Origin of the sequence: Mesorhizobium sp. M1143, assembly GCF_040318435.1 — a bacterium.
Classification (GTDB): Bacteria; Pseudomonadota; Alphaproteobacteria; order Rhizobiales; family Rhizobiaceae; genus Mesorhizobium.
In genome coordinates this window covers 15,429-37,849 of the sequence record NZ_JAMYMJ010000013.1, presented here as the reverse complement: position 1 = coordinate 37,849, position 22,421 = coordinate 15,429, and the positions used below count along the sequence as shown (strand labels likewise).

Here is a 22,421-nt window from a genome sequence, read left to right as displayed (position 1 = left end):
AAGACGAAGATAGCGCAGATCAGTACAACGGCGTGGCCATATGCCGGGGCGTCGGCCATTGCGCGGTGATCTCGGGCTGCACCGGGCGCTCGAGATAGGTCGACAGCACGACATAGCTTCGCGTCGAGGTGACGCCGGGCGTTTCGTAGAGACGCGCCAGCAGGCCTTCGAGCGCCCTGGTGTCCTCGGTGCGGACCTTGAGCAGCAGGCAGGTGTCGCCGGCCACCGAATGGATTTCCTCGACCTCAGGATATTGCGAAACGGCCATCAGCTCCGGCGTCTTGCCCCAGCCCTTGGTATCGATATGCACGAAGGTGAGCAGCGGCTTTTTCACCGCCTTCGGGTCGATGATCACAGCCGTGCCGCGGATGGCGCCGCTGCGCCGCAGGCGCTTGACCCGCTCATGCGCCGCCGGCGGCGACAGGCAGACGCGTTCGCCAAGTTCGGCGTAGCTGATCGTCGCATCCTCGACCAGCACGCCTAATATTTTTCGGTCGATTGCGTCGAGCTCTCGGGGAGCTACCTTATTCTGCAGAACCCCATCTGTTTCTTCGTCCATATCGAAATTCCTTGTTGTCGCGGAATTCAGTTCGGCCATTATGACCCGATGACGAACGCGCATCAAGCTGCAACGCTCCATCAGCCGATCCCGGCGCTGGCCTATCTCCTGACCGGCTGCATCGCCGTCATCGGCTCGAACTCGCTGGTCCTGGGTCCAATTGCTCCGGCAGTCGCCGCATCCTTCGGCACCAGCGTGCCGGCGGTGATGGCCGCGTCGGCTGCCTTCGGTCTCGGCACTTCCGCCAGCGCTTTGTTCCTCGCCCGCTATATCGACGGCGTCGGCGCCCGCCGCATGCTGCAGGGCGCTCTGCTGTTGCTGACGGTCGGGCTTCTCGCCCGCGCGCTGGCGCCGACGGTGATCATGCGGGTCGCGGCCCAGGCCGTCGCCGGCATCGCCGCCGGCGTCGCCATGCCGGCCATCTATGCCAGTGCAGCGGCAATTGCGCCGCCCGGCCGCGAAAGCGGCACGATCGGCGTCGTGCTGACCGGCTGGACGGTCTCCATGGTGGCCGGCGTGTCGCTGTCGGCCGTGCTTGCCGATCTCGTGCACTGGCGCGCCGTCTTCGCCGCCGTCGCGGTGCTTTCCGCCATTGCGCTTGCTGCCTTGTCGATGACCTCGCTCAGCGACGTCAGGAAGAGCGGCCCGGCGCCGTCGCCGTTCGTTGCGCTGGCCATTCCGGGCATCGTGCCGCTGCTCATCGCCTGCACCGCCTTCATGACCGCTTTTTACGGCGTCTACGGCTATCTCGGCGATCATCTGCACCAGGATCTGGGCGAGCCCGGCAGCGCCAATGCGCTGGCCGCACTCGCCTACGGCGCGGGGTTGGGCGCCGCGGCCTTCCTCGACGGCGTCATCGACCGCATCGGCGCACGGCGCGTCATGCCTTTCGCCTATCTGCTGGTCGCCGTCGTCTATGTCGCGATCGCGCTCGCAAGCAGCAATTTCGTGCTGATCCTGGCTATGATCGCCATCTGGGGCCTTGCCAATCATTTCGGCCTGAACGTGCTGGTGATGCGCCTTACCGCGCTCGATCCGTCGCGCCGTGGCACCATCATGGGCCTGAACAGCTCGGTCACCTACCTCGCCGTCTTCATCGGCACCACCAGCTTCGGGCCGCTTTATTCATCGTTCGGCTTTGCCATCTGCGCCATCGTCGCCGCCGTGCTGATGCTGGTTGCGGCAGCAGCGGGGTCATGGCGATCGCCGCTGCCCATCAAGCCGTAAAGCTTGCGTTCTCATCCCGTCCTTCGCTAGAGCTTGGCTTGCCATGCGAGCCCCGCCCGGATGAAGACGACGCTTGAAACCACTGCCGACCCCTCGTCAGACGACCTCGCCTTCCTGGCCGAGCGGCTGACGGCGTTCAATGACGGCGATGTCGGCCCCTCCGGCCGCAAGCCGATCGCCGTCTTCGTTCGTGATGAGCACGGCGCTGTCGTCGCCGGCATTTCGGGATACACCGCCTGGGGCTGGCTCTATGTGCAGTGGCTGTGGGTCGACGAACGCCTGCGCGGCCGGCATATGGCCGGCGACATGCTGGGCGCTGCCGAGGAGGAAGCGGTCAAGCGCGGCTGCCAAAACGCCTGGATTGATACGTTCAATCCGACAGCGGCCAAAGTCTATGAGCGGCAAGGCTACCGGCGCTTCGGCGAACTGCCTGACTTTCCCGTCGGCCGCAGCCGCATCTTCCTGCAGAAGAAGCTCTAACCTGCCAGCCGCCCGCCTTGCATCGGCCGCGGCACGCCGGTGGTGCTGGGAAAGCTGATCGGCAGGCCGCGCAGCACGCGCACGGCAAGGAAGGCAAAGCATTCGGCCTCCACCGCATCGCCTTTCCAGCCCAGTGTCTCGGCCTGCACAACCTCGACGTTGGCGCGCCTCGCCAGCATCGCCATCATCGTCGGGTTGCGGCGGCCGCCGCCACTGACCGCCAGCCGCTTCGGCCGGCGCGGCAACAAATCGAGCGCCTTGCCGACGGCCGAGACGGTGAAGGCCGTCAGCGTCGCCGCCCCATCCTCTGCGCCGAGGCCGTCGGCCATGGCGGCGCCGAAGTCGAAACGGTCGAGCGATTTCGGATAGGGCTTGGTCAGATACGGATGCTGGAGCAATTTGGCCAGCCGCACTTCATCGACGGTGCCGGCCGCGCCCAGTGCGCCGTCGCGGTCCATCTCGCCGAGGCCGTTTGCCTTGATGAAATCGTTGAGCGGCGCGTTGGCCGGGCCAGTGTCGAAGGCGACGATGTTGTCCTTGCCGTCCCACCAAGTGACGTTGCCGACACCGCCGAGATTGAGCACAGCGGTGTCCCCGCTGGCGTCGGCTTCCCTCAAAAGCGCCGCGTGGTAGGCAGCCGCCAGTGGTGCGCCCTGGCCGCCAGCGCGCACATCGTCCGAGCGGAAATCATAGGCGACCTTGGCGCCCAAAATGGAATGCATCAGCGCGCCATCGCCCAACTGGCGCGTATCGCCGCGCCGCCCGGGTTGCGGGGCACGATGCAGCACGGTTTGGCCGTGAAAACCGACCACGCCGATATCGCCCATGGTCAGGCCGTAGCTTTCGACAAGGTCCTTCACCGCCGCCGACTGCGCCCGCGTCAGCGCCTCCTCGGCTTCGGCAAAGATCGCCGGCTCCGGCCCGTCGAAATTCCACACCCGGGCCTGACGCAGCGTCTCCTCCAGCAAGGCACGGATCGCTGCGGGGTAGGGGGCCAGCGTATAGGTGCCGAAATCGGCGATCCGCTCGCCATCGGTCTTGATCAGCGCCACGTCGATATTGCCGTCAAGCACGGTGCCGGTCATCAGGCCGACGGCCCAGATTGGTTCCACGGTCGACTCCCTTGCGACACCGTTTGCGATTCCAACGCAATCACCTGTCGGACGGATTGTCTCGCCAGGCAAGACCCTGGCCGCGGTCGATTGCTCCGAACCTGCCGGCAGGGTTTTTCACCGAACAGCGAAAATCGAGCAACGTCGTTCTTGCGTCTCGCCGCTCAAGACGCCAGCTATGAGACGAACACGTCATCGCCAAGGAGAAACGACATGGCATCCGAAGTCGCAGTGATCGCCGGCGCGGGTGCGGGCCTGAGCGCCTCTTTGGCACGCCTTCTCACCACGGAAGGCTATCGTGTGGTGCTGGCCGCCCGCAACACGGCCAAACTCGCGGCGCTGGTCGGGGAAACCGGCGCGCTGGCCGTCGAAACCGACGTCGCCGATCCGGCCTCCGTCGCCGGCCTGTTTGACGCCGCCGACAAGCAAGGCCCGCTGGCCCTTGCCGTCTTCAATGCCAGCGGCCGCACGCGCGGCCCGATCGCCGAGGTCGATCCCGATGCGGTCAAACAAGCCTTGCTTGTCGGCGCCTATGGCGGCTTCCTGGTCGGCCAGCAAGCGGCGCGGCGGCTGCTTGCGCGCGGCTCCGGTTCGATTCTTTTCACCGGCGCCTCCGCCAGCATCAAGGGCTTTCCCAACTCCGCCGGCTTTGCCATGCCGAAATTCGGCCTGCGCGGTCTGGCTCAGTCGATGGCGCGCGAACTCTTCCCGAAGAACATCCATGTCGCCCATTTCATTATCGACGGCCAGATCGAGCCGGTCGGGACGAAGCCCGAGCGACCGGACAGCCAGCTGTCGCCCGATGCGATCGCGCAGACCTATCTCGCGACCCATCGCCAGCATCGCAGCGCCTGGAGCTTCGAGGTCGAGCTGCGGCCCTTTGTCGAGACATTCTGACCGGTCCGGCGTGACCGTTCTCGCAATTGCGAAATCTTTGAGAGAATATTCCCGGCTTCGTGTTTGAGAAGAAATGCGGTTCTTTGATCCGGCAAGCAGCATTGCCGATGATGTCGTCAAGGCTTGGTATTCCACCTCGCCGCAATGACTTCAGGATTACGAGGGATCGACAATGTCCGAACGCGGAAACGCTTCCAGCTCTCTTCTTTTTTCAGCCATCAGCCGGCGAGCTGCCCTTGCGGCACTTTTTGCCTCGGCCGTCACGCTTGCCGGTCTGGCTCAGCCGACGCCGTCCTTCGCCGAGGACAAGAAGTCTATCAAGGTCGGCATCATCAGCGGCGAGGATGAGGATGTCTGGCGCGTCGTCGTCGCCCAGGCCGCCGAAAAAGGCCTGACCGTCGAGACCGTGGTGTTCAACGACTACACCCAGCCCAACGAGGCGCTCGAGCGCGGCGAGATCGACGCCAACGCCTTCCAGCACCAGCCCTATCTCGACAACCAGATCAAGACCCAAGGGTACCACATCGTGCGCGTCGGCTACACCGGCGTCTGGCCGATCGGCCTCTACTCCAAGAAATACACCAAGGTTGCCGACCTGCCCGAAGGCGCCGTCATCGGCTTGCCCAACGACCCCTCGAATGAGGGCCGCGCGTTGCGCGTTCTGCAGAACGAAGGCGTGATCAAGCTGAAGGACGGCACCGGCATCCTGGCGACCACCGCCGACATTGCCGAGAACCCGAAGAAGGTCGTCATCAAGGAACTGGATGCCGGCATTGTCGGGCGCTCGGTCGAGGATCTCGACGCGGCTGTCGTCAACACCGACTGGGCGCTGAAGAGCGGTCTCGGCCCGGACAACCGCATCGCCCAGGAGCCAGTGGCCGACAACCCCTACCGCAACTTCATCGCCGTGAAATCCGGCAACGAGAACGAGGCGTGGGTGAAGACGCTGGTCGCGTCCTACCAGAACGAGGCGGTCAAGGCCGAGTTCGACAAGGTCTACAAGGGCACCGGGATCAGCGCCTATTGATTGGCGCCTGGTTGTCAGGAGCAGGCGGCCCGCTGTTGAGCGGGCCGCTGTCGCATTTTGTCGAGCGTTGAAACGGACAGTGAGATGAACCAGCACGTCACGGCCGAGGCATCCGGTCCGGTCAATATATCGGCCGGGCAAGAAGATGTCGTACGCCTGGTCGACCTCAAGCGCCGCTTTGGCGCGACGCCTGCGCTCGACGGCGTCTCGCTGACGGTGCGCAAGGGCGAGATCCTCGGCATCATCGGCCGCAGCGGCGCCGGCAAGTCGACGCTGATCCGCTGCCTCAACGGGCTGGAGCGGCCGGACTCCGGCGACGTCTTCATCGAGGGCCGCGAGATCGGCCGGCTCGGCGAGCGTGAATTGCAGCCGCTGCGGCGTCGCATCGGCATGATCTTCCAGCACTTCAATCTGCTGTCGGCCAAGACCGTGGAGGACAATGTCGCGCTGCCGCTGAAGATCGAGGGCCGCCCAAAGGCCGAACGGCTGGCGCGCGCCGCCGAATTGCTCGACCTCGTCGGCCTGTCGGAGAAGGCGAAGGCCTATCCGTCCTCGCTGTCGGGCGGCCAGAAGCAGCGCGTCGGCATCGCCAGGGCGCTGGCCGCGCGGCCGGCGCTGCTGCTGTCCGACGAGGCGACCTCAGCGCTCGATCCGGAGACGACGCGCTCCATCCTGGCCTTGCTGAAAGACATCAACCGGCAGCTCGGCCTCACCATCCTGCTCATCACCCACGAGATGGAGGTGATCCGCTCGATCGCCGACCGCGTCGCGGTGATCGATGCCGGGCGCATCGTCGAACAAGGCCCGGTGTGGTCGGTCTTTGCCGAGCCGCGTTCCGAAATCACCAGGAGCCTGCTCGGCGGCATCCGCCCGCAACTGCCGGCCGAGATTGCCGGCCGGCTTGCTCCCGGAGGCGGCGCCGAGCTCATCCTCAGGGTCGACGTCGCAGGTGAGGCCGCGCGCGGTCCGCTGCTGTCCGATCTTGCGGTGGCCGTGCCGGGACGGTTCCGCCTCGTCCATGGTGGCATCGACCATGTCCAGCAGCAGCCGGTCGGCACGCTGTTCCTTGCGGTCGCGGGCAACGATCCGAAACATCTGTCCAAAGTAATCGCATTCCTGAAGGCCCGCGACGCACGGGTGGAGGTGCTTGGCCATGTCGCCGGTTCTGTTTGAACTTCTGCTGCGCTCGATCTGGGAGACGGTCCTGATGACGGCGGCATCGGGCCTCATCTCGCTCGTCTTCGGGCTGCCGCTCGGCCTGGCATTGATCGCCACCGAGCGCGGCGGCATTGCCGAAAGCCTGTGGGTGAACCGCGCGCTCGGCGCCGTCATCAACGGCTTCCGCTCGGTGCCTTTCATCATCCTTCTGGTGGCGCTGATCCCGGTGACGCGGCTGATCGTCGGCACCTCGATCGGCACCTGGGCGGCGATCGTGCCGTTGTCGATTGCGGCGACGCCCTACTATGCCCGCATCGCCGAAGTGTCGCTGCGCGAGGTCGATCGCGGCCTGATCGAGGCGGCGCGCGCCATGGGCGGCAACCGCTGGACGATCATCCGTGAGGTGCTGGTGCCCGAAGCTTTGCCCGGCATCGTTGCTGGTTTCACGGTGACGCTGGTGACCCTGATCGGCGCCTCGGCCATGGCCGGCGCCATCGGTGCCGGCGGGCTTGGCGACCTCGCCATCCGCTACGGCTACCAGCGTTTTGAGACCAGCGTCATGGTCGCCGTGGTCATTGTGCTGATCATCCTCGTTTGCGGCATCCAGTGGGTCGGTGACCGGCTGGTCGCCAGGCTGGACCGGCGCGGATGAGCGCCACGAACGTTATTTGCCGGCAGGCTGCCAAACGCAGCGCCGGCTTTCTCTATCGGCGCCGAGATTGGATTGCGCGTTGCTTTGATCGGACCGGCCTGCGTGCCACCGTGACAGCGGAACAAGGAGCTTGACCATGCCCAGGATCGTACCCGTGCTTGATCTCGGCCGTCTCGAACAGGGCGCTTCCGAGCGGCGAACGTTTCTCTTCGACCTGCGCACGGCCGCGCGCGATGTCGGCTTCTTCTATTTGACCGGCCACGGCATATCGGCTGCGCATACCGCAGAAGTGCTCGACGCCTCGCGCCGGTTCTTTGCCTTGCCGGAAGCCGACAAACTGGCGATCGAAATGGTGAAGTCCTCGCAGTTCCGCGGCTATACGCGCGCCGGCGGCGAGCTGACCAAAGGCAAGGCCGACTGGCGCGAACAGCTCGACATCGGCGTCGAACGCCCGGCCATCGAACAAGGCCCCGGCGTGCCCGCCTGGACGCGGCTGCAAGGGCCCAACCAGTGGCCGGCCACGCTGCCCGAGCTGAAGCCGGCGCTACTCGCATGGCAGGCCAAGGCGACGGCGGTGGCGATCCGGCTGCTCCGGGCCTTCGCTTTGTCGCTCGATCAGGCCGAGGACGCCTTCGATCCCGTCTACCGGGCCGAGCCCAACCATCGCATGAAGATCGTGCGCTACCCCGGCCGCGACGCCACCGGCGACAACCAAGGCGTCGGCGCGCACAAGGATGGCGGTTTCCTGACGCTTCTGTTGCAGGACGAGAGCAAGGGGCTGCAGGTCGAATATGACGGTGCCTGGGTCGACGTCGATCCGCTGCCCGACACGCTGGTGATCAACATCGGCGAACTGCTCGAGCTGGCCTCCAACGGGTATCTGAGAGCAACGGTCCACCGCGTGGTAACGCCACCGGCCGGTGTCGAGCGGATTTCGGTGCCCTTCTTCTTCAGCGCCCGGCTCGACGCCACGATCCCGCTGCTCAACCTGCCCGAGGAACTGGCGGCCGAGGCGCGGGGTCCGGCCAGCGATCCCGACAATCCGCTGTTTCGCAATGTCGGTACCAATGTGCTGAAGAGCCGCCTGCGCTCGCATCCCGACGTGGCGCGCCGGCACTACGCCGATCTCCTGGAAACCGGCGCTCAGCCGGCTGAAATCTTGGAAGACAAGAACGAAATTTCCGCATCCCGCATTGTTTTAGAAAGCCGTTCGTCGCCAACCGCAGCGAATGCGCGCATATAGGAATTATCGTTCGGCGGTTTCCTCCCATTCCACCGAACGGTGTTCCCCTCTGAAGGTTCTTGACCTTCTTTTGGCCGGGCTGCTTTCGCGCCCGGCCTTTTTTATGTCAATAGCTCTTCTTTCTTCCCCACAAGGGGAGAAGGAAGAGGCGCCAGGGGACTTCACCCAAACTTCGGATCAAGGCTGCCCGACTTGTAGCGCTTGGCCATCTCAGCTACCGGCAGCGGCTTGATCTTCTGGGCATTGCCGGCGGTGCCGAACTGCTCGAAGCGCTCCTTGCACAGTTTGCGCATCGCGGCCATGGCCGGCGTCAGGTATTTGCGCGGATCGAACTCGCTCGGGTTTTCGGTCAGCACCTTGCGGATGGCGCCGGTCAGCGCCATGCGGTTGTCGGTGTCGATGTTGATCTTGCGCACGCCGTGCTTGATGCCGCGCTGGATCTCTTCCACCGGCACGCCCCAGGTCGGCTTCATCTGGCCGCCATATCTATTGATGATTTCCTGCAGGTCCTCGGGCACCGAGGACGAGCCGTGCATGACCAGATGCATGTTGGGCAGGCGGCGGTGGATTTCCTCGATGACGTTCATCGCCAGCACCGCGCCGTCCGGCTTGCGTGAGAATTTGTAGGCGCCGTGGCTGGTGCCCATGGCGACAGCCAGCGCATCGACATGGGTGTCCTTGACGAACTCGACCGCCTGTTCCGGATCGGTCAAGAGCTGGTCGTGGCTGATGGCGCCTTCGACGCCGTGGCCGTCTTCCTGCTCGCCGCCGCCGCTCTCAAGCGAACCGAGCACACCGATCTCGCCTTCCACCGACACGCCGCCCCAATGCGCCATGTCGACGACGCGCCGGGTGATGCCGGAATTGTAGGCATAGTCGGCCGGCGTCTTGCCGTCCTCTTTCAGCGAGCCGTCCATCATCACCGAGGTGAAGCCGTACTGGATGGCGGTGACGCAGGTGGCTTCGTTGTTGCCATGGTCGAGATGCATGCAGACCGGGATGTCGGGGTGGATTTCGACCAGCGCGTCGATCAGCTTGGCCAGCACCACGTCATTGGCGTAGGCGCGGGCGCCGCGGCTGGCCTGCAGGATGACCGGCGACTTGGTCTCCTCGGCCGCCTCCATGATGGCGAGGCCCTGTTCCATATTGTTCATGTTGAAGGCGGGTACGCCGTAGCCGTATTCGGCGGCGTGGTCGAGCAATTGTCTCAGTGTTATGCGAGCCACCCAATAGTCTCCCGTATCTGGTTTCAAGCGCAACGTCGCGGGCCGGCCGGTTGCCGGCCTAGATGCTTCTGGCCGGATTTCGCCAGAACCGCAACCGTCAGCGGCCATCGAGGCCGCAATTCTTGTTGCATGGCCGAAATTCGGTAGCCAGCCGGTGAGGCGCTAATCTCCCCCCATGAGGGGAGATGGCCGGCAGGCCAGAGGGGGTCGGTTCGACTGGGTGCGACCTCCTTGCGGCAGATGAAAGTCAACGCTTCAGGACGCACCGACCCCCTCTGTCGCCTTTGGCGACATCTCCCCTTCAAGGGGGGAGATTATCCGCGTTCGGGGAACATCGCCTTCAACCCTTCGCGCGAAGCCTTGGCCACACCGCGCTCGGTGATCAGCCCCGTCACGAGCCGTGCCGGCGTCACATCGAACGCCGGATTGGCCGCCGGCGTCGCTTCGGGCGAAACCCGCACCTGCGCAATCTTGCCGTCCGCCGTCTTGCCCCAGACCAGCGACACCTCGTCACCGGAGCGTTCCTCGATCGGGATTTCGGTCAGGCCATCACCCACCGTCCAGTCGATGGTCGGCGAGGGCAGAGCGACGTAGAAGGGCACCTCATTATCGGAGGCGGCGAGCGCCTTGAGATAGGTGCCGATCTTGTTGCAGACGTCGCCATTGGCCGTGGTGCGGTCGGTGCCCACGATCACCATGTCGACCGCGCCACGCTGCATCAGATGGCCGCCGGCATTGTCGACGATCAGCGTGTGCGGCACGCCGTGGCCGGCCATCTCCCAGGCGGTCAGCTGGGCGCCCTGGTTGCGCGGGCGCGTCTCGTCGACATAGACATGGACCGGAATGCCGGCCTCGACGGCGAGATAGATCGGCGACGTGGCGGTGCCGTAATCGACCGTCGCCAGCCAACCGGCGTTGCAGTGGGTGAGGATGTTGACCGGCTCGCCCGGCTTCTTGCGTGCCGCGATCTCCTTGATGATGGCAAGCCCGTTCTCGCCGATGGCGCGATTGAGATCGACATCCTCGTCGGCGATTTCGGCAGCGCGCTTATAGGCCGCCTCCGCGCGCTGTCCCAATACGATCGGCCTTAGGAACCGCCGCATCTCGTCCAGCGCCCAGCGTAGATTGATCGCAGTCGGCCGCGTCTTGTGCAGTGTCTCCCAGACCGCGTCGAGCGCTTCGTCAGACGGATCGTCCGCCATCTGGATGGCGACGCCGTAGGCCGCGGTGACGCCGATCAGCGGCGCGCCACGAACCCACATGTCATGGATCGCGGTGGCGATGCCGGCAACGCTCCCGATCGTCTCGACCCGGAACTCGTGCGGCAGCCAGCGCTGGTCGATGATCTCGACCGAACGCTGGTCGTCGCTCAGCCAGATGGTGCGGTAGTGGCGCTCGCCGACGTTCAAATCCTGCTCTCCCGTTCGATCAAAGCGGCCAGATTATTAACCTCGTCCATGCCGTGAATCTGGCGCCGGTTGACGGCGATGTGACGGCCGAATTTCAGCGCCTTGGCCTCGCAGGAGGCTCGCAGATCCTCGTCCTCGATGGTCTCGAAATCGGCATTGTGGGCGAGGCCGAGGATGCGCCGGTGCACCTCGATGCCGGCAAAGCCCAAGAGGTCGGTCCAGATCTGGTGCAGCACATGGTCGAGCGCCTGCTCCGAGGCGAGAATGTCGCCCTGATCCTCGAACAGGCTCTTCTGGTAAAGCATGCCGGTGCGCTCGGTGCGCCATAGATGCGAGAACTCGGCGCGGAACACCGTCCAGGTGTCGTTGGTCACCCCGAGCAGATAGGCACGCATGGCGTCACGCTTGCCCTTCTGTTCATGGCCGCGCTGCGAGAAGTAGGACATCCAGAAATTGGCGAGCAGCATGCCGACGTCGAAGGCCATCGGACCGTAGAAGGCGAATTCCGGATCGATCATCCGCGTCTCGGTGTCGGTGACCATGATCGAGCCCGAATGCAGGTCGCCATGCAGCAGCGTCTCGGCGTTGGCGGCGAAGATATGCTTCAGCCGCTGCGCTTCGACCTTGAGGTCGCGGTCGGCACGCAGTTCGGCAACCAGGCCGTCCAGTTGCGGCGACGTATGCCGGTTCAGCTTGGCATCGAAATATGGGTCGGAAAACACCAGGTCTTCGGTGATGCCGCAGAGCTCGACATTGTCGGCAAACAGCGCCAGGTCGGCCTTGCGGTCCTTGGTGGGCATGGAGAGATCAGAGCCGCGGAACAAAGTGCGGGCCATGAACAGGCCGATGTCGCGGGCGATATTTGGCAACTCGCGGCCGTCGATCAGGGCACGGCGCAGGATGATGTGCGGCGGCGCCAGATATTCCATGATGATCAGCGCCTGGGCTTCGTCGAAATGGAGGATCGCCGGCACCGAGCCCGGCGCGCGCGCCTCTTGCCGCGTCAGCGCGTGATACTCGAAGAAGGAGCGTTTGAGCGGCAACGGCCAGCTGTCGCCGACGAGGCGAACATAGGGCAGGGCCTGCTTGACCACGGCCGCACCCGAGCCGCCTTCGACGATGAAGACGAGGTTCAGATTGCCGTCGCCGACCTCGCGCACCTTCCAAGGGCCCTTGCCGATTTTGGCGCACAGCGCTTCGTTCGTACCGAGGCGCGTTGCAAGCGTCTCCACCGACAGTGCTTCAAACGGCAATTTCGCAGTCATTCCTCACCCTCCCGCTTGCTCGCTCCAATCATAGTGGAGCGATGGCGGTGAGGCCAAGCTAGGAAGCTGACTGGCAATTGTCAATCGAGTTGACAATTGATCACGTAGCCCATAGCGTCATCGTCAGGGAGGAACGAATGGGCAATGATGCCGTGTTCCGCGTGGACGGGCTGAGGAAATCCTTCGGCCATATCGAGGTGCTTGGCGGCGTCTCGCTCGAATTGCATGCCGGTGAGATCACTGTGCTGATGGGCGCCAACGGCGCCGGCAAGTCCACCCTCGTCAAAATCATCAGCGGCGTCTACGACCATGACGGCGGCATCATGCACCTCGCTGGCGGCAACTTTGCGCCGAACACGCCGGCAGAGGCGATCCGCGCCGGTGTCGTTACCGTGCACCAAAACATCAATGACGGCGTCGTCGCCGATCTCGATGTCGCCACCAATCTGACGCTCGACCGGCTGAGCGGCAAGGGCGCGCCGCTGCTGTTCAACCCCGGCCGGGTGCGCCGCGAAGCCAAAGCGGTGGCCGACCGCATGGGGCTCGCCATCGACCTCAAGGCCCGCATCAGCGACCTGTCGCTGGCCGATCGCCAGATGGTGGCCATCGCGCGCGCCATGGCGCACCAGCCGAAAGTGCTGATCCTCGACGAGCCGACCTCGTCGCTGTCCAGCGCCGAGGCCGACCGGCTGTTTGCGCTGCTCGACCGCTTGCGCGAGCAGGGCGTCGCCATCCTCTACATCTCGCATCGCATGTCGGATATCAGGCGGCTGGCCGACCGCATCGTCTCGATGCGCGATGGCGTCATCTCAGGCGTCTTCGACAGCAAGCCTCTCGACTATGAGGGTGCCGTTAACGCCATGCTCGGCCGCAAGATCCATCTTGACCGCATCGAAGCCAGGAGTTCTGCCAAGCCGATCCTGACCGTCGATTCCTTGCGCATCGCCCCTGGTGCCCGGCCATTCTCGCTGACGCTCGGCGACGGCGAGGTCGTTGCCATCACCGGCCTCGTCGGCGTCGGCAAGACAGCGCTCGCCGAGACGCTGTTCGGCCTGCGCAAGCCGCTGTCCGGCACGATGACTTTATATGGCAAGCCCTATGCGCCCGCGTCGACCGGCGAAGCCATCGCCGCCGGCGTGTTTCTGGTCGCCAAGGACCGTGGCGAAAACGGCATCGTCGGCGGCTTCAACATCCAGGAAAACATCAGCCTGCCCTTCCACAAGCGCATGTCGCGCTTTTCAGTTCTCAAACGCGGCCTTGAACGCACTATTGCCCGCCGGCAGATCGAGGATCTCGGCATCGTCTGCCGCTCGGAGAAGGACGAGATGACCACTCTGTCGGGCGGCAACCAGCAGAAGGTGATGGTGGCCCGCTGGATGGCGCAGGACGCCCGATTGTTCATTCTCGACGAACCGTTCCAGGGCGTCGATATCTCCGCCAGGCGCGACATCGCCGCCAAGCTGAGGGCCAGCGCCAATGGCCGCGCCACGCTGCTGTTCGTCACCGAACTCGACGAGGCACTGGAGACGGCCGATCGCATATTGGTGGTGTCCGAGCAGACCATCGTCGGCGAACACCGCAACGCCGATGTCGATCTCGACCGTCTGCTGGCCGAAGTCGCGGGCGGGCCGTTGCACAGTGCGGCCTGAGCCACGATGATTGAAGAACTGAGGGTTGGAATGGAGTGCACGGGTTTGAGTTGGGTATTGACGGCGGGCGCTGAATGACGCTGCGCGATTACGCTATCCGCTACGGGTTCATCGTGCTTCTGTTCGGGCTGATCGCGTATTTCGCCATCGCCGCCGACGGGTTCGTCTCGCCGCAAAGTGCCGTCTTCATTTTCCAGTCGGTCGCCATCACCGGCGTGCTGGCGCTGGGCGTCACCGCCACACTGGTTGTCGGCGGCTTCGATCTCTCGATCGGCTCGGTCGCCACATCGGCCATGATGGCGGCTGCCTATGTCATGGTGGTGCTGGAGCAGAACGTTGTCGTCGCTGTCCTCATCTGCCTGCTCATCGGCGCCCTTGTCGGCCTCATCAATGGCTGGCTGATCGTCTATATGCGCGTGCCCGATCTGCTGGCGACGCTCGGCATGATGTTCCTGCTCGTCGGCTTGCAGCGCATCCCGACTGAAGGACGCTCCATCGCCACCGGTATGACAATGCCGGACGGCTCGGTCGCCAACGGCAAATTCTCCGACGCCTTCCTGGCGCTCGGCCGCCACCGCTTCGACTTCTTCATCCCGAACCTCATTCCGGTCTCGGTGGTCGTGCTGATCGTGCTCGCCGTGCTGATCTGGTTCTTCCTCGAATACACACGCTTCGGCCGCATGATGTATGCCGTGGGCAGCAATGAACGGGCCGCCGAACTCGCCGGCGCGCCTGTCAAGGCATACAAGATCTGGGCCTACGTCATTTCAGGAGTTTTTGCCTCGATCGGCGGGATTTTGCTGGCCGCACGGCTTGGACGCGGTGACATCGCGTCGGGTAATAATCTGCTGCTCGATGCGGTTGCCGCGGCGCTGATCGGCTACGCGGTGCTCGGCGCCGCCAAGCCGAACGCCTTCGGCACCGCCATCGGCGCGCTGTTCGTCGGCATCCTGCTGCAAGGCCTGACGATGATGAACGCGCCTTACTACACGCAGGATTTCGTCAAGGGCGTGGTTCTCGTCGTCGCCCTTGTCTTTACCTTCGCCCTTTCCGGCCGGGGCAGGAGATAGAATGGCTGCCGGGACAGTTTTGGGTTCAACAAACGGAGGAAAGAACGTGAACATCACAAGACGACTTTTGGGGAAGGTCGCGCTCGGATTGGCCGGCGCAACAATGCTGATGCAGGTCCCGGCCTTTGCCGCCGACAAGCCGGCGCCGTTCGACAAGCCCGGCGTCAAGATCGCGCTGGTGCGCTATCTCTCGACCGGCGATTTCTTCCAGGCCTATCTCTCGGGCGTCGAGTCCCAGTCCAAGGCGCTCGGCATCGATCTGCGCGTGCTCGACAGCCGCCAGGACGCCGCCCTTCAATCCGACATGGTCGACCAGGCCATCGCACTCGGCGTGCAGGGCATCATCATCCAGCACGGCCTGACGGAATCGATGAAGGACGCCGCCCAGCGCGCGGTCGATGCCGGCATCAAGGTCGTCGCCTTCGACGTCAATGTCGAAAACCCCAAGATCCCGCAGATCGAACAGTCCGACAAGGACCTTGCGCGCCTGGCGCTCGAGCAGGCGGTCAAGGACAATGGCGAGAGCTGGAACGCCGGCTATGTCTATGTCGCTGGCATCGCGCCGCTCGACCGCCGCAACGAGACCTGGGTCGACGTGAAGAAGAAACATGCCGGCATCAAGGAAGTCGCGATGTTCGGCACGCTCGACAACCCGATCGCCAACTCGGTCGCCAACCAGGCGCGCTCGGTGCTGCAGGCGCATCCCGACATCAATGTGATGTTCGCGCCCTATGACGAGTTCGCCAAGGGTGTGAAGATCGCCGTCGACGAGGCGGGGCTGAACAAGAAGATCAAGATCTACTCCGCCGACATCTCTACCTCGGACATCGCGGCCATGCGCGAGACCGACAGCGCCTGGGCCGCCACCGCCGCCACCAACCCTGCCGTCGTCGGCCAGGTCTCGGTGCGCGCGCTGGCGCAGCTGCTCGCCGGTGAAGATCCCGGCCACAACGTCGTCGTGCCGCCGACGCTGATCACCCAGAAGGACCTGATCGACAAGGACATCAAGAACATGGAGGACCTGTCGGCCAAGCTGCCGCAATTCGCCCATGCCGATGTCGCCATGCCGGCCTGGATGCCGAACCCGAACGCGAAGTAGGATCGGTCGTCTGATAGATGCGAAGGGCGGCTATGGGCCGCTCTTTTCATATTGATGGTAAGCCTGCCGGCCTACAACCAATGGTCTGGATCGCGCATCCCGGGGACAATCGCCACAGCGATAACACCATCGGGCTGCGGCTCGTAGATGATGATATAGCGGTCTTCGACGAGCACGCGGGCCGTTGCGCTTAACTCGGGCCGTGCGCTGCCCATCTTGGGGTGCTGCGCCGCCAGCTCCAGTCTTTCGAAAATGCGCATCAACAGTCTGTCTGCTGCCTTTTCATTGTCGGCGGCGATGGTGTGCCAGATGTCTCGCAAATCCTGCGAAGCGCGCGGTGTGAGCCGATGGCTAGCCACGGGCGCGGCGTTCTGCCTTCAGGCTGCGAATGAACTCGGTGTGGTCGACAGCCACTGGCTTGCCGCTGCCCATCCCGTCGGCATAGGCCCGCTTCAAGTGCTGGAGTTCGAGCGTGCGCAATTCCTCGCGCTGCTCCCATAAGCGCAGGGCGTCGCGGACAATCTCGCTGTTGGAAGCATAACCGCCACCTTCGATAGCGCTTTGCAGGCGAGCTATCTGCTGCGCGGTAAGGGATATGGTGAGGGTGCGCATAGGTTCGTTTTTCATACCCACATTATAATGCAGCCAACAAGATCTAACAATATCTGTTAGGAATCTGCCCCTGCATCATGACCGCCCGACGCGCACCAGCCACCGCGCCGTCCTCGCCATGCAGGCGTGCAGCACCGGAACACCATATTCGATGGCAGGCAGGTCATGCGGCGCCCTTGGCGGGATCGCCAGCATCCGCCATGCCCGCCCGGCGGCAGGCAAAGCTGCGTCCCATCAGACGGTGTCGCCAGCGCGCCGTCCTTGAAATCGCTTAGCAGCCATTGGCCTTCGCGGGTGACGAAGGTGGGAACGGAGTCGTATTTCGCCGATCCAGAGTACGCATGACATGGTTGCCGAAAGCAGCGAAACCTCATGCTCGGCGGAGCGCCCGCCGAACAGCACGCCGACACGAAGTCTCTTCGCAGCCATCGACAACTCCACCAAGGATCAGGGTCGGAGCTCGCATGCGAAACACAAGGCGCGCCCTAAAGTGGTCGAGCAATAGGCCAAGGATTGGAGTGGATTTTGACCAGTTCGAGCAGTTTTTCAGCACGACCTGCAAAAGCAGTTCTCCGCCTGGAGTCCTTCAGGTGGGAGAGCGGTTCGTCGTTTTGGTGAACGATGAACCGCTCCAGGTCTATGTCTAGCGCAGCGCTGCGGCGATGTTGCCACCGTCGACCGTCGTCACATCGGCGGTGGTGCGTTCGGCCAATGCTTGGTGCAGGAAGGCCTGCGCCACGTCTTCTGCCGTCACCTCCTGTCCGAGCAGATTGCCCGACATGTATTCCTTCTCCGACACGCCGCGCGCGCCGGAACGGCTGGCGATCATGGCGTCGGTCAACAGGCCGGAGCGGATGCGGTCGGCGTTGACCGCATTGGAGCGGATGCCGTGCGCGCCGTAGTCGAGCGCATATTGCCGGGACAGGAATAGCGTCGCCGCCTTCGGCACACCATAGGCGCCGAATTTCGGACCCGGGTTGACCGCCTGCTTGGAGGTGTTGAACAACAACACACCGCCGGTGCCCTGTTCCAGCATGATGCGCACCGCGTTCTGCGCCGCCGACTGGTGGGCGAAGAAGTTGAGCTCCAAACTCTTGCGCAGCAGGGCATCGTCGAGCTCGCCGATGCGGCCTTCCCAGGCGGCACCGGCGTTGGAGACCAGAATGTCGACGCCGCCATAGACAGCGACAGCTTTGTCGAAGGCGGCGCGCAGCTCGGCCGGGTTGGTGATGTCGGCGCCGACGCCGATCGAATTGTTGCCGGCTGCCTTTGCCGCCTCGGCCGCCCTGGCCGCATCGAGATCGACGACGACGGCATGCGCGCCATTGGCGGCGAACAGTTTTGCCGTCGCAGCACCGATCGCGCCGGCGCCGCCAGTGATCAGCACCACCTGGCCGGTCAGCGGCTTCGGCTTGTTGGAGGCGAGCTTGGCCTGCTCAAGCGACCAGTACTCCAGCGGGAAGAGGTCGGCCTTCGATAGAGGATGGAAGCTGCCGACGGCCTCGGCGCCGCGCACCGCCTCGATCCACATCTCGCCGACATCAGATGCGATCTTCGCATCCTTCAGCGTGCGGCCATGGCCGAACATGCCGAGGCCCGGCACCAGCGTCAGCCGCGGCATCGGGTCGAGCATGGTGCGCTGGACGTCGTCCAGCGCATCGTTGGTTTCGAAATAGGCGCGATAGTCGTTGGCGAAGGCGTCGACATGGCTCTTGATGACGGCCTTGTAGTCGCCAATCTTGTCGGCGTCTGGCGCCGGAACCGCCATCGGTCCGGTCTTGATGCGGATCGACAGGTCGGGCGTCGACACGCCGCGTCCGGCGTAGTCTGCAATGCCGGCCGAATTGATGAAATCGACAATGGCATCCGAGGTGCGGAAGTCGCTGATCATGCGGTCGAAGCGGCCTTCGCCACGCGCCACCGCCACCGCGCCACGCAGCATCGGCGCGATCGCTGCCGGCGTTGCGAGCTTGGCCGGCAGTGCGGCTTTCGCTGCCTTCGGCTTGCCGTTCTTCGCCACATAGTCTTCGGCCACGTTCACATAATGGATCATGCGGTCATAGGCCTGCTTCGCAGCGTCGCCGAAGGTGAAGATGCCATGCTTGTCGAGGATCAGGCCTTCGACGCTGGGGTCGGCGTCGTAGACATCGGCGGCCACCTTGGCGAGGTCGAAGCCCGGCTTGATGTAGGGCACGTACCCCATCTTGTCGCCGAACACGGTCTTGATCAGCGGCTTGCTGTCCGCCTGGTCGACGATGGCGAGGATCGCGGTCGAATGCGTGTGGTCGACGAATTTATGCGGCAGGAAGGCGTGCAGCAGCGTCTCGACCGATGGATTGGGGGAGGCGGGGTCGATGAGGTTCGCCCGCTGCAGCGCCACCATGTCCTCGTCGGCGAGGCTGGCCAGCGCACGCGCCTTCAGCAGCGCGCCGAGCTTGACCGCCGGCAGGCCTTGCGGCTCGATCACACCCATGTCCCAGCCGCTGCCCTTGACGCACAGCACATCCCATTCGTCGCCGACGAGATCGGTGGCCTTGGTCTTGCAGGAGGTGTTGCCGCCGCCATGCAGCACCAGCCGCGGCTCGCCGCCGAGCAGCCGGGTCGTGTAGACGCGCAGCGCGAGGTCGCGGGCAACGCCCTTTTTCGCATAGTCGGCAACCAGTCTTTCCGCGTCGCCGTCATTCCAAAGGTTCTTCATGTCGCTATGTCCGCTTTGCTGTCTTTGATGTTGCTGTGAACAGGAGTGCCGCGACGCCTTGATGACAATGCGCCTGCTGCTGGGATTTCGTTGGTCAGGAAGCCTTTTTTGCCCCCGCACTGGCTCCGGCATGGTCGAGCAGCCGCCGCGCCATGCTGGCGCCGACGACGAGATGCGTGCAGAGTCCGCCGGCGAGCGCGGCGAGCAGCGGTTCGAACTTGCTGTCTTCCTGCACCACCATCAGCCGCTTTTCGATCTGGCGCAGTGACGACAGCGAGGCCGAGATGACGCGGCGGTTGTAGCTGCAGTCGAGCGCCTTGCCGGTGGCATCGATGATCTGGCCGGCAACGACGCCGGCGGCGCCCGCTTCGCGCAACAGCCCCATCTCGCCGGGGCTGAGCGCGCCGCATTTGACGACATGGCTGTCGGCGTCGACGGTGCCGACCGAATAGAGCGCCAGATCGCAGTTGGCAATATCGGCCAGTTGTTCGCGGATCACCGGTTCGGCGCGCAGCCCATGCGCCAGCAATTCCGTCGTCAGCACCAGCGGCGCGTAGAAATTGAGGCCCTTGGCGTTGAGCCGCCGGGCGATCTCCATCGTGCACTGGTCGGGACGGTAGGAGTAGGGCGCGCCGAGATTGCCGCAGAGCTGCACAACGGTGACGTCCTGCAGGTCGGCATAGGACATGACGTCGGCGATAGTGTAGACGGTGCGGCCCCAGGCGACGCCGATCCGGTCGCCCTTCTTGACCAGTTCGAGAAAGACGCCCGCCGCCAGCACCGCAACGTCCGTCGAAGGGTCGACGACATAGGCATTCTCCGGCGCGATCCACACCGCATCAAGCTTGAGCGCGTCCTCGAGCTGGCGTGCCAATACGTCGTCGGTGAACAGCTGCGTCGAGGTCGAGATGTTGACGATGCCGGTCTCGCGCGCCTTGCGCAAATACATGGCGACCGAGGCGCGGGAGATGTTAAGCTGGCTGGCGACCTGGTCCTGGCGCAGGCCATGGGCATAATAGAGCCATGCGGCCTTGTGTATAAGCTGTTCTGCCGGTCGGATCGCCATGCCGTCTCCTCGGCTGACATTATTCACGGCTCTCGACAAAAGTCAAATTGGCGTGGGTACACGATACCTTTTTGGCCATCGAATCTGGACGATCATTGCGCCAAATGTGCCCGGTCGGGAATCGCCGATGGTGACGTGGCGGGAACCTGTGGTTAGAAGTTCTCAACAATGAAAATTCGGGGAGCACGGGATGGGCAGTCCCTACGAGCAGGATCTCGGCAAGAACGCCGCCAACCATCAGCCGCTGACGCCGCTCACCTATCTGGAGCGGGCGGCAAGCACCTATCCCGATCATGTCGCCATCATCCATGGCAGCCAGCGCATCACCTATCGCACCTTCTGGCGGCGCTCGCTGAAGCTGGCCTCGGCGCTGTCGAAGCGCGGCATCGGCAAGGGTGATACGGTGACCGTCATGCTGTCCAACACGCCCCCCATGCTGGAGGCGCATTTCGGCGTGCCGATGGCCAAAGCGGTGCTGCATTCGCTCAACACAAGGCTCGATGCCGCCGTCATCGCGTTCCAGCTCGACCATGCCGAGACCAAGGTGCTCATCGTCGACCGCGAATTTTCCGCTGTCGTCAAACAGGCACTGGCACTGGCCAAGGTGAAGCCGCTGGTCATCGACTATGACGATCCCGACTATGCCGCCGATGCACCCTATCCCAAGGGCGAGCGCATCGGCGCGATCGACTATGAGGCGTTCGTCGCCGGCGGTGACCAGGGCTACGCCTGGTCGATGCCCGACGACGAATGGGACGCCATCTCGCTCAACTACACCTCCGGCACGACAGGCAACCCGAAGGGCGTCGTCTACCACCATCGCGGCGCTGCCCTGATGGCTTACACCAACACCATCCATGCCGGCATGGCCAAGCACGCCGTCTATCTGTGGACGCTGCCAATGTTCCACTGCAATGGCTGGTGCTTTCCGTGGACGATGGCGGTCCAGGCCGGCACCCATGTCTGCCTGCGCTGGGTGCGGCCGAAGCCGATCTACGATGCCATCGCCGACCACGGCGTGACGCATCTGTGCGGTGCGCCGGTCGTCATGTCGGTGCTGATCAACGCCAGGGACGAGGACAAGCGGACGTTCCCCCAGACGGTGACCTTCAATACGGCGGCAGCACCTCCGCCGGAAGCGGTGCTGTCGGGCATGGCCGATGCCGGCTTTGCCGTCACCCATCTCTACGGGCTGACCGAGACCTATGGCCCGGCGGTCGTCAACGAATGGCACGGCGCCTGGGACGATCTAGACAAGGGATCGAAGGCGCAGAAGAAGGCAAGGCAGGGCGTGCGCTATGCCGCACTCGAAGGCCTGACCGTGATGGACCCGGAGACGATGCAGAAGACGCCGGCCGACGGCGAGACCATCGGTGAGGTCATGTTTCGCGGCAACATCGTCATGAAGGGCTATCTGAAGAACAGGAAGGCGACCGAAGAGGCCTTTGCCGGCGGCTGGTTCCACTCCGGCGACCTCGGCGTCATGCATCCCGACGGCTACATCCAGCTCAAGGACCGCTCCAAGGACATCATCATCTCCGGCGGCGAGAATATTTCATCGATCGAGGTCGAGGAGGCCCTCTACAAACACCCGTCCGTAGCGTCCTGCGGCGTCGTCGCCAAGGCAGACGACAAATGGGGCGAGGTGCCGGTCGCCTATGTCGAGTTGAAGCCCGGCAAGGCGGCAAGCGAGACCGAGATCATCGAACACTGCCGCGCGCTGCTCGCCCGCTTCAAGGTGCCGAAGGCGGTGATTTTTGCCGAGATCCCGAAGACATCGACGGGGAAGATCCAGAAGTTTCAGCTGCGGGAAATGGTGAAGGGATCTTAGTTCCAGAGCGCAACGGCACGCAAGGTCGAGTTCGCGCACACCCTCTGTCACCATCTGTCACCAAATTATACGCGTACGTCGAATTCGCATTGACACTTCCCTCTTTTCGATTTACGACTGACGAAAGTTGAAATTCGTCAC

Annotated in this window: 20 protein-coding genes and 1 pseudogene; 11 read left to right on the top strand and 10 right to left on the bottom strand. The window is 64.0% G+C overall.

Going from position 1 to position 22,421, the window contains the following annotated elements:
* Positions 1 to 19 precede the first annotated feature (19 nt).
* Complete coding sequence (locus NKH35_RS12320; protein ID WP_023724276.1) at positions 20 to 559, bottom strand: Lrp/AsnC family transcriptional regulator; 540 nt, start codon at positions 557 to 559, stop codon at positions 20 to 22.
* Between the two features lie 48 nt (positions 560 to 607).
* On the opposite strand from NKH35_RS12320, the gene NKH35_RS12315 reads away from it, so the two are divergent.
* Positions 608 to 1,786 carry an MFS transporter gene (locus NKH35_RS12315; protein ID WP_352914696.1) on the top strand — a complete coding sequence of 393 codons (1,179 nt, stop codon included), beginning with the start codon at positions 608 to 610 and terminating at the stop codon, positions 1,784 to 1,786.
* A gap of 60 nt (positions 1,787 to 1,846) precedes the next feature.
* Positions 1,847 to 2,266 carry a GNAT family N-acetyltransferase gene (locus NKH35_RS12310; protein WP_023684459.1) on the top strand — a complete coding sequence of 140 codons (420 nt, stop codon included), beginning with the start codon at positions 1,847 to 1,849 and terminating at the stop codon, positions 2,264 to 2,266.
* Here NKH35_RS12310 and NKH35_RS12305 read toward each other — a convergent pair.
* Entirely contained in the window at positions 2,263 to 3,378 is a 1,116-nt protein-coding gene (locus NKH35_RS12305) for an anhydro-N-acetylmuramic acid kinase (protein ID WP_023709949.1), read from the bottom strand. The two genes, NKH35_RS12310 and NKH35_RS12305, sit on opposite strands and share 4 nt — an antisense overlap.
* Before the next feature lie 213 nt (positions 3,379 to 3,591).
* Here NKH35_RS12305 and NKH35_RS12300 point away from each other — a divergent pair, with 213 nt between their 5' ends.
* The 5 genes from NKH35_RS12300 (at position 3,592) to NKH35_RS12280 (ending at position 8,355) form a co-directional block, all read left to right on the top strand.
* Entirely contained in the window at positions 3,592 to 4,275 is a 684-nt protein-coding gene (locus NKH35_RS12300) for an SDR family NAD(P)-dependent oxidoreductase (protein WP_023668581.1), read from the top strand.
* Between the two features lie 172 nt (positions 4,276 to 4,447).
* Positions 4,448 to 5,302, top strand: coding sequence for a MetQ/NlpA family lipoprotein (locus NKH35_RS12295; protein WP_023668580.1), 855 nt, complete (start codon positions 4,448 to 4,450; stop codon positions 5,300 to 5,302).
* An 84-nt stretch (positions 5,303 to 5,386) separates the two neighbouring features.
* Positions 5,387 to 6,475 (top strand): methionine ABC transporter ATP-binding protein, encoded by a 1,089-nt coding sequence (locus NKH35_RS12290; RefSeq protein WP_023687042.1) that lies wholly within the window; start codon positions 5,387 to 5,389, stop codon positions 6,473 to 6,475.
* Positions 6,456 to 7,112, top strand: coding sequence for a methionine ABC transporter permease (locus NKH35_RS12285; RefSeq protein WP_023668578.1), 657 nt, complete (start codon positions 6,456 to 6,458; stop codon positions 7,110 to 7,112). Before NKH35_RS12290 ends, NKH35_RS12285 begins: the two co-directional genes overlap by 20 nt.
* Positions 7,113 to 7,248: 136 nt before the next feature.
* On the top strand, positions 7,249 to 8,355 hold the full coding sequence (locus NKH35_RS12280) for an isopenicillin N synthase family dioxygenase (RefSeq protein ID WP_352914693.1): 1,107 nt from the start codon (positions 7,249 to 7,251) through the stop codon (positions 8,353 to 8,355).
* Positions 8,356 to 8,516: 161 nt separating this feature from the next.
* Here the strand turns inward: NKH35_RS12280 and fba are convergent, their stop codons facing one another.
* The 3 genes from fba to mtnK all read right to left on the bottom strand — a co-directional run bounded on the left by fba (position 8,517) and on the right by mtnK (position 12,255).
* Entirely contained in the window at positions 8,517 to 9,581 is a 1,065-nt protein-coding gene (gene fba / locus NKH35_RS12275; RefSeq protein ID WP_023687044.1) for a class II fructose-bisphosphate aldolase, read from the bottom strand.
* Between the two features lie 314 nt (positions 9,582 to 9,895).
* On the bottom strand, positions 9,896 to 10,990 hold the full coding sequence (mtnA, locus tag NKH35_RS12270; RefSeq protein ID WP_352914691.1) for an S-methyl-5-thioribose-1-phosphate isomerase: 1,095 nt from the start codon (positions 10,988 to 10,990) through the stop codon (positions 9,896 to 9,898).
* Positions 10,987 to 12,255 (bottom strand): S-methyl-5-thioribose kinase, encoded by a 1,269-nt coding sequence (mtnK, locus tag NKH35_RS12265; protein ID WP_023668574.1) that lies wholly within the window; start codon positions 12,253 to 12,255, stop codon positions 10,987 to 10,989. The genes mtnA and mtnK overlap by 4 nt, the downstream gene beginning before the upstream one ends.
* A gap of 137 nt (positions 12,256 to 12,392) precedes the next feature.
* Between mtnK and NKH35_RS12260 the strand changes: the two genes are divergently transcribed.
* From NKH35_RS12260 to NKH35_RS12250, 3 genes are all read left to right on the top strand, one after another.
* Complete coding sequence (locus tag NKH35_RS12260) at positions 12,393 to 13,904, top strand: sugar ABC transporter ATP-binding protein (protein WP_352791021.1); 1,512 nt, start codon at positions 12,393 to 12,395, stop codon at positions 13,902 to 13,904.
* A gap of 74 nt (positions 13,905 to 13,978) precedes the next feature.
* The gene (locus NKH35_RS12255) at positions 13,979 to 14,974 is read left to right on the top strand and encodes an ABC transporter permease (RefSeq protein WP_023668572.1); all 996 of its coding nucleotides are present in this window, start codon (positions 13,979 to 13,981) and stop codon (positions 14,972 to 14,974) included.
* 46 nt (positions 14,975 to 15,020) lie between these two features.
* Positions 15,021 to 16,073, top strand: coding sequence for a substrate-binding domain-containing protein (locus NKH35_RS12250; protein ID WP_023687049.1), 1,053 nt, complete (start codon positions 15,021 to 15,023; stop codon positions 16,071 to 16,073).
* Between the two features lie 71 nt (positions 16,074 to 16,144).
* Here the strand turns inward: NKH35_RS12250 and NKH35_RS12245 are convergent, their stop codons facing one another.
* The 5 genes and pseudogenes from NKH35_RS12245 to NKH35_RS12225 all read right to left on the bottom strand — a co-directional run bounded on the left by NKH35_RS12245 (position 16,145) and on the right by NKH35_RS12225 (position 20,449).
* The gene (locus NKH35_RS12245) at positions 16,145 to 16,432 is read right to left on the bottom strand and encodes a type II toxin-antitoxin system RelE/ParE family toxin (protein ID WP_023704831.1); all 288 of its coding nucleotides are present in this window, start codon (positions 16,430 to 16,432) and stop codon (positions 16,145 to 16,147) included.
* Positions 16,425 to 16,685: a ribbon-helix-helix domain-containing protein gene (locus tag NKH35_RS12240; RefSeq protein WP_023704832.1), complete on the bottom strand. Its 261-nt coding sequence runs from the start codon at positions 16,683 to 16,685 to the stop codon at positions 16,425 to 16,427. The genes NKH35_RS12245 and NKH35_RS12240 overlap by 8 nt, the downstream gene beginning before the upstream one ends.
* Positions 16,686 to 16,779: 94 nt before the next feature.
* Positions 16,780 to 17,114 (bottom strand): annotated as a pseudogene (locus NKH35_RS12235) (D-alanine--D-alanine ligase A); the annotation flags it as partial.
* A gap of 214 nt (positions 17,115 to 17,328) precedes the next feature.
* A complete protein-coding gene (locus NKH35_RS12230) occupies positions 17,329 to 19,383 on the bottom strand; it encodes a bifunctional aldolase/short-chain dehydrogenase (protein WP_352914689.1) in 2,055 nt (684 codons plus the stop codon).
* 94 nt (positions 19,384 to 19,477) lie between these two features.
* Positions 19,478 to 20,449 (bottom strand): sugar-binding transcriptional regulator, encoded by a 972-nt coding sequence (locus NKH35_RS12225; protein ID WP_023754042.1) that lies wholly within the window; start codon positions 20,447 to 20,449, stop codon positions 19,478 to 19,480.
* A 190-nt stretch (positions 20,450 to 20,639) separates the two neighbouring features.
* On the opposite strand from NKH35_RS12225, the gene NKH35_RS12220 reads away from it, so the two are divergent.
* A complete protein-coding gene (locus NKH35_RS12220) occupies positions 20,640 to 22,280 on the top strand; it encodes an acyl-CoA synthetase (RefSeq protein ID WP_352914686.1) in 1,641 nt (546 codons plus the stop codon).
* The last annotated feature ends 141 nt before the right edge of the window (positions 22,281 to 22,421 follow it).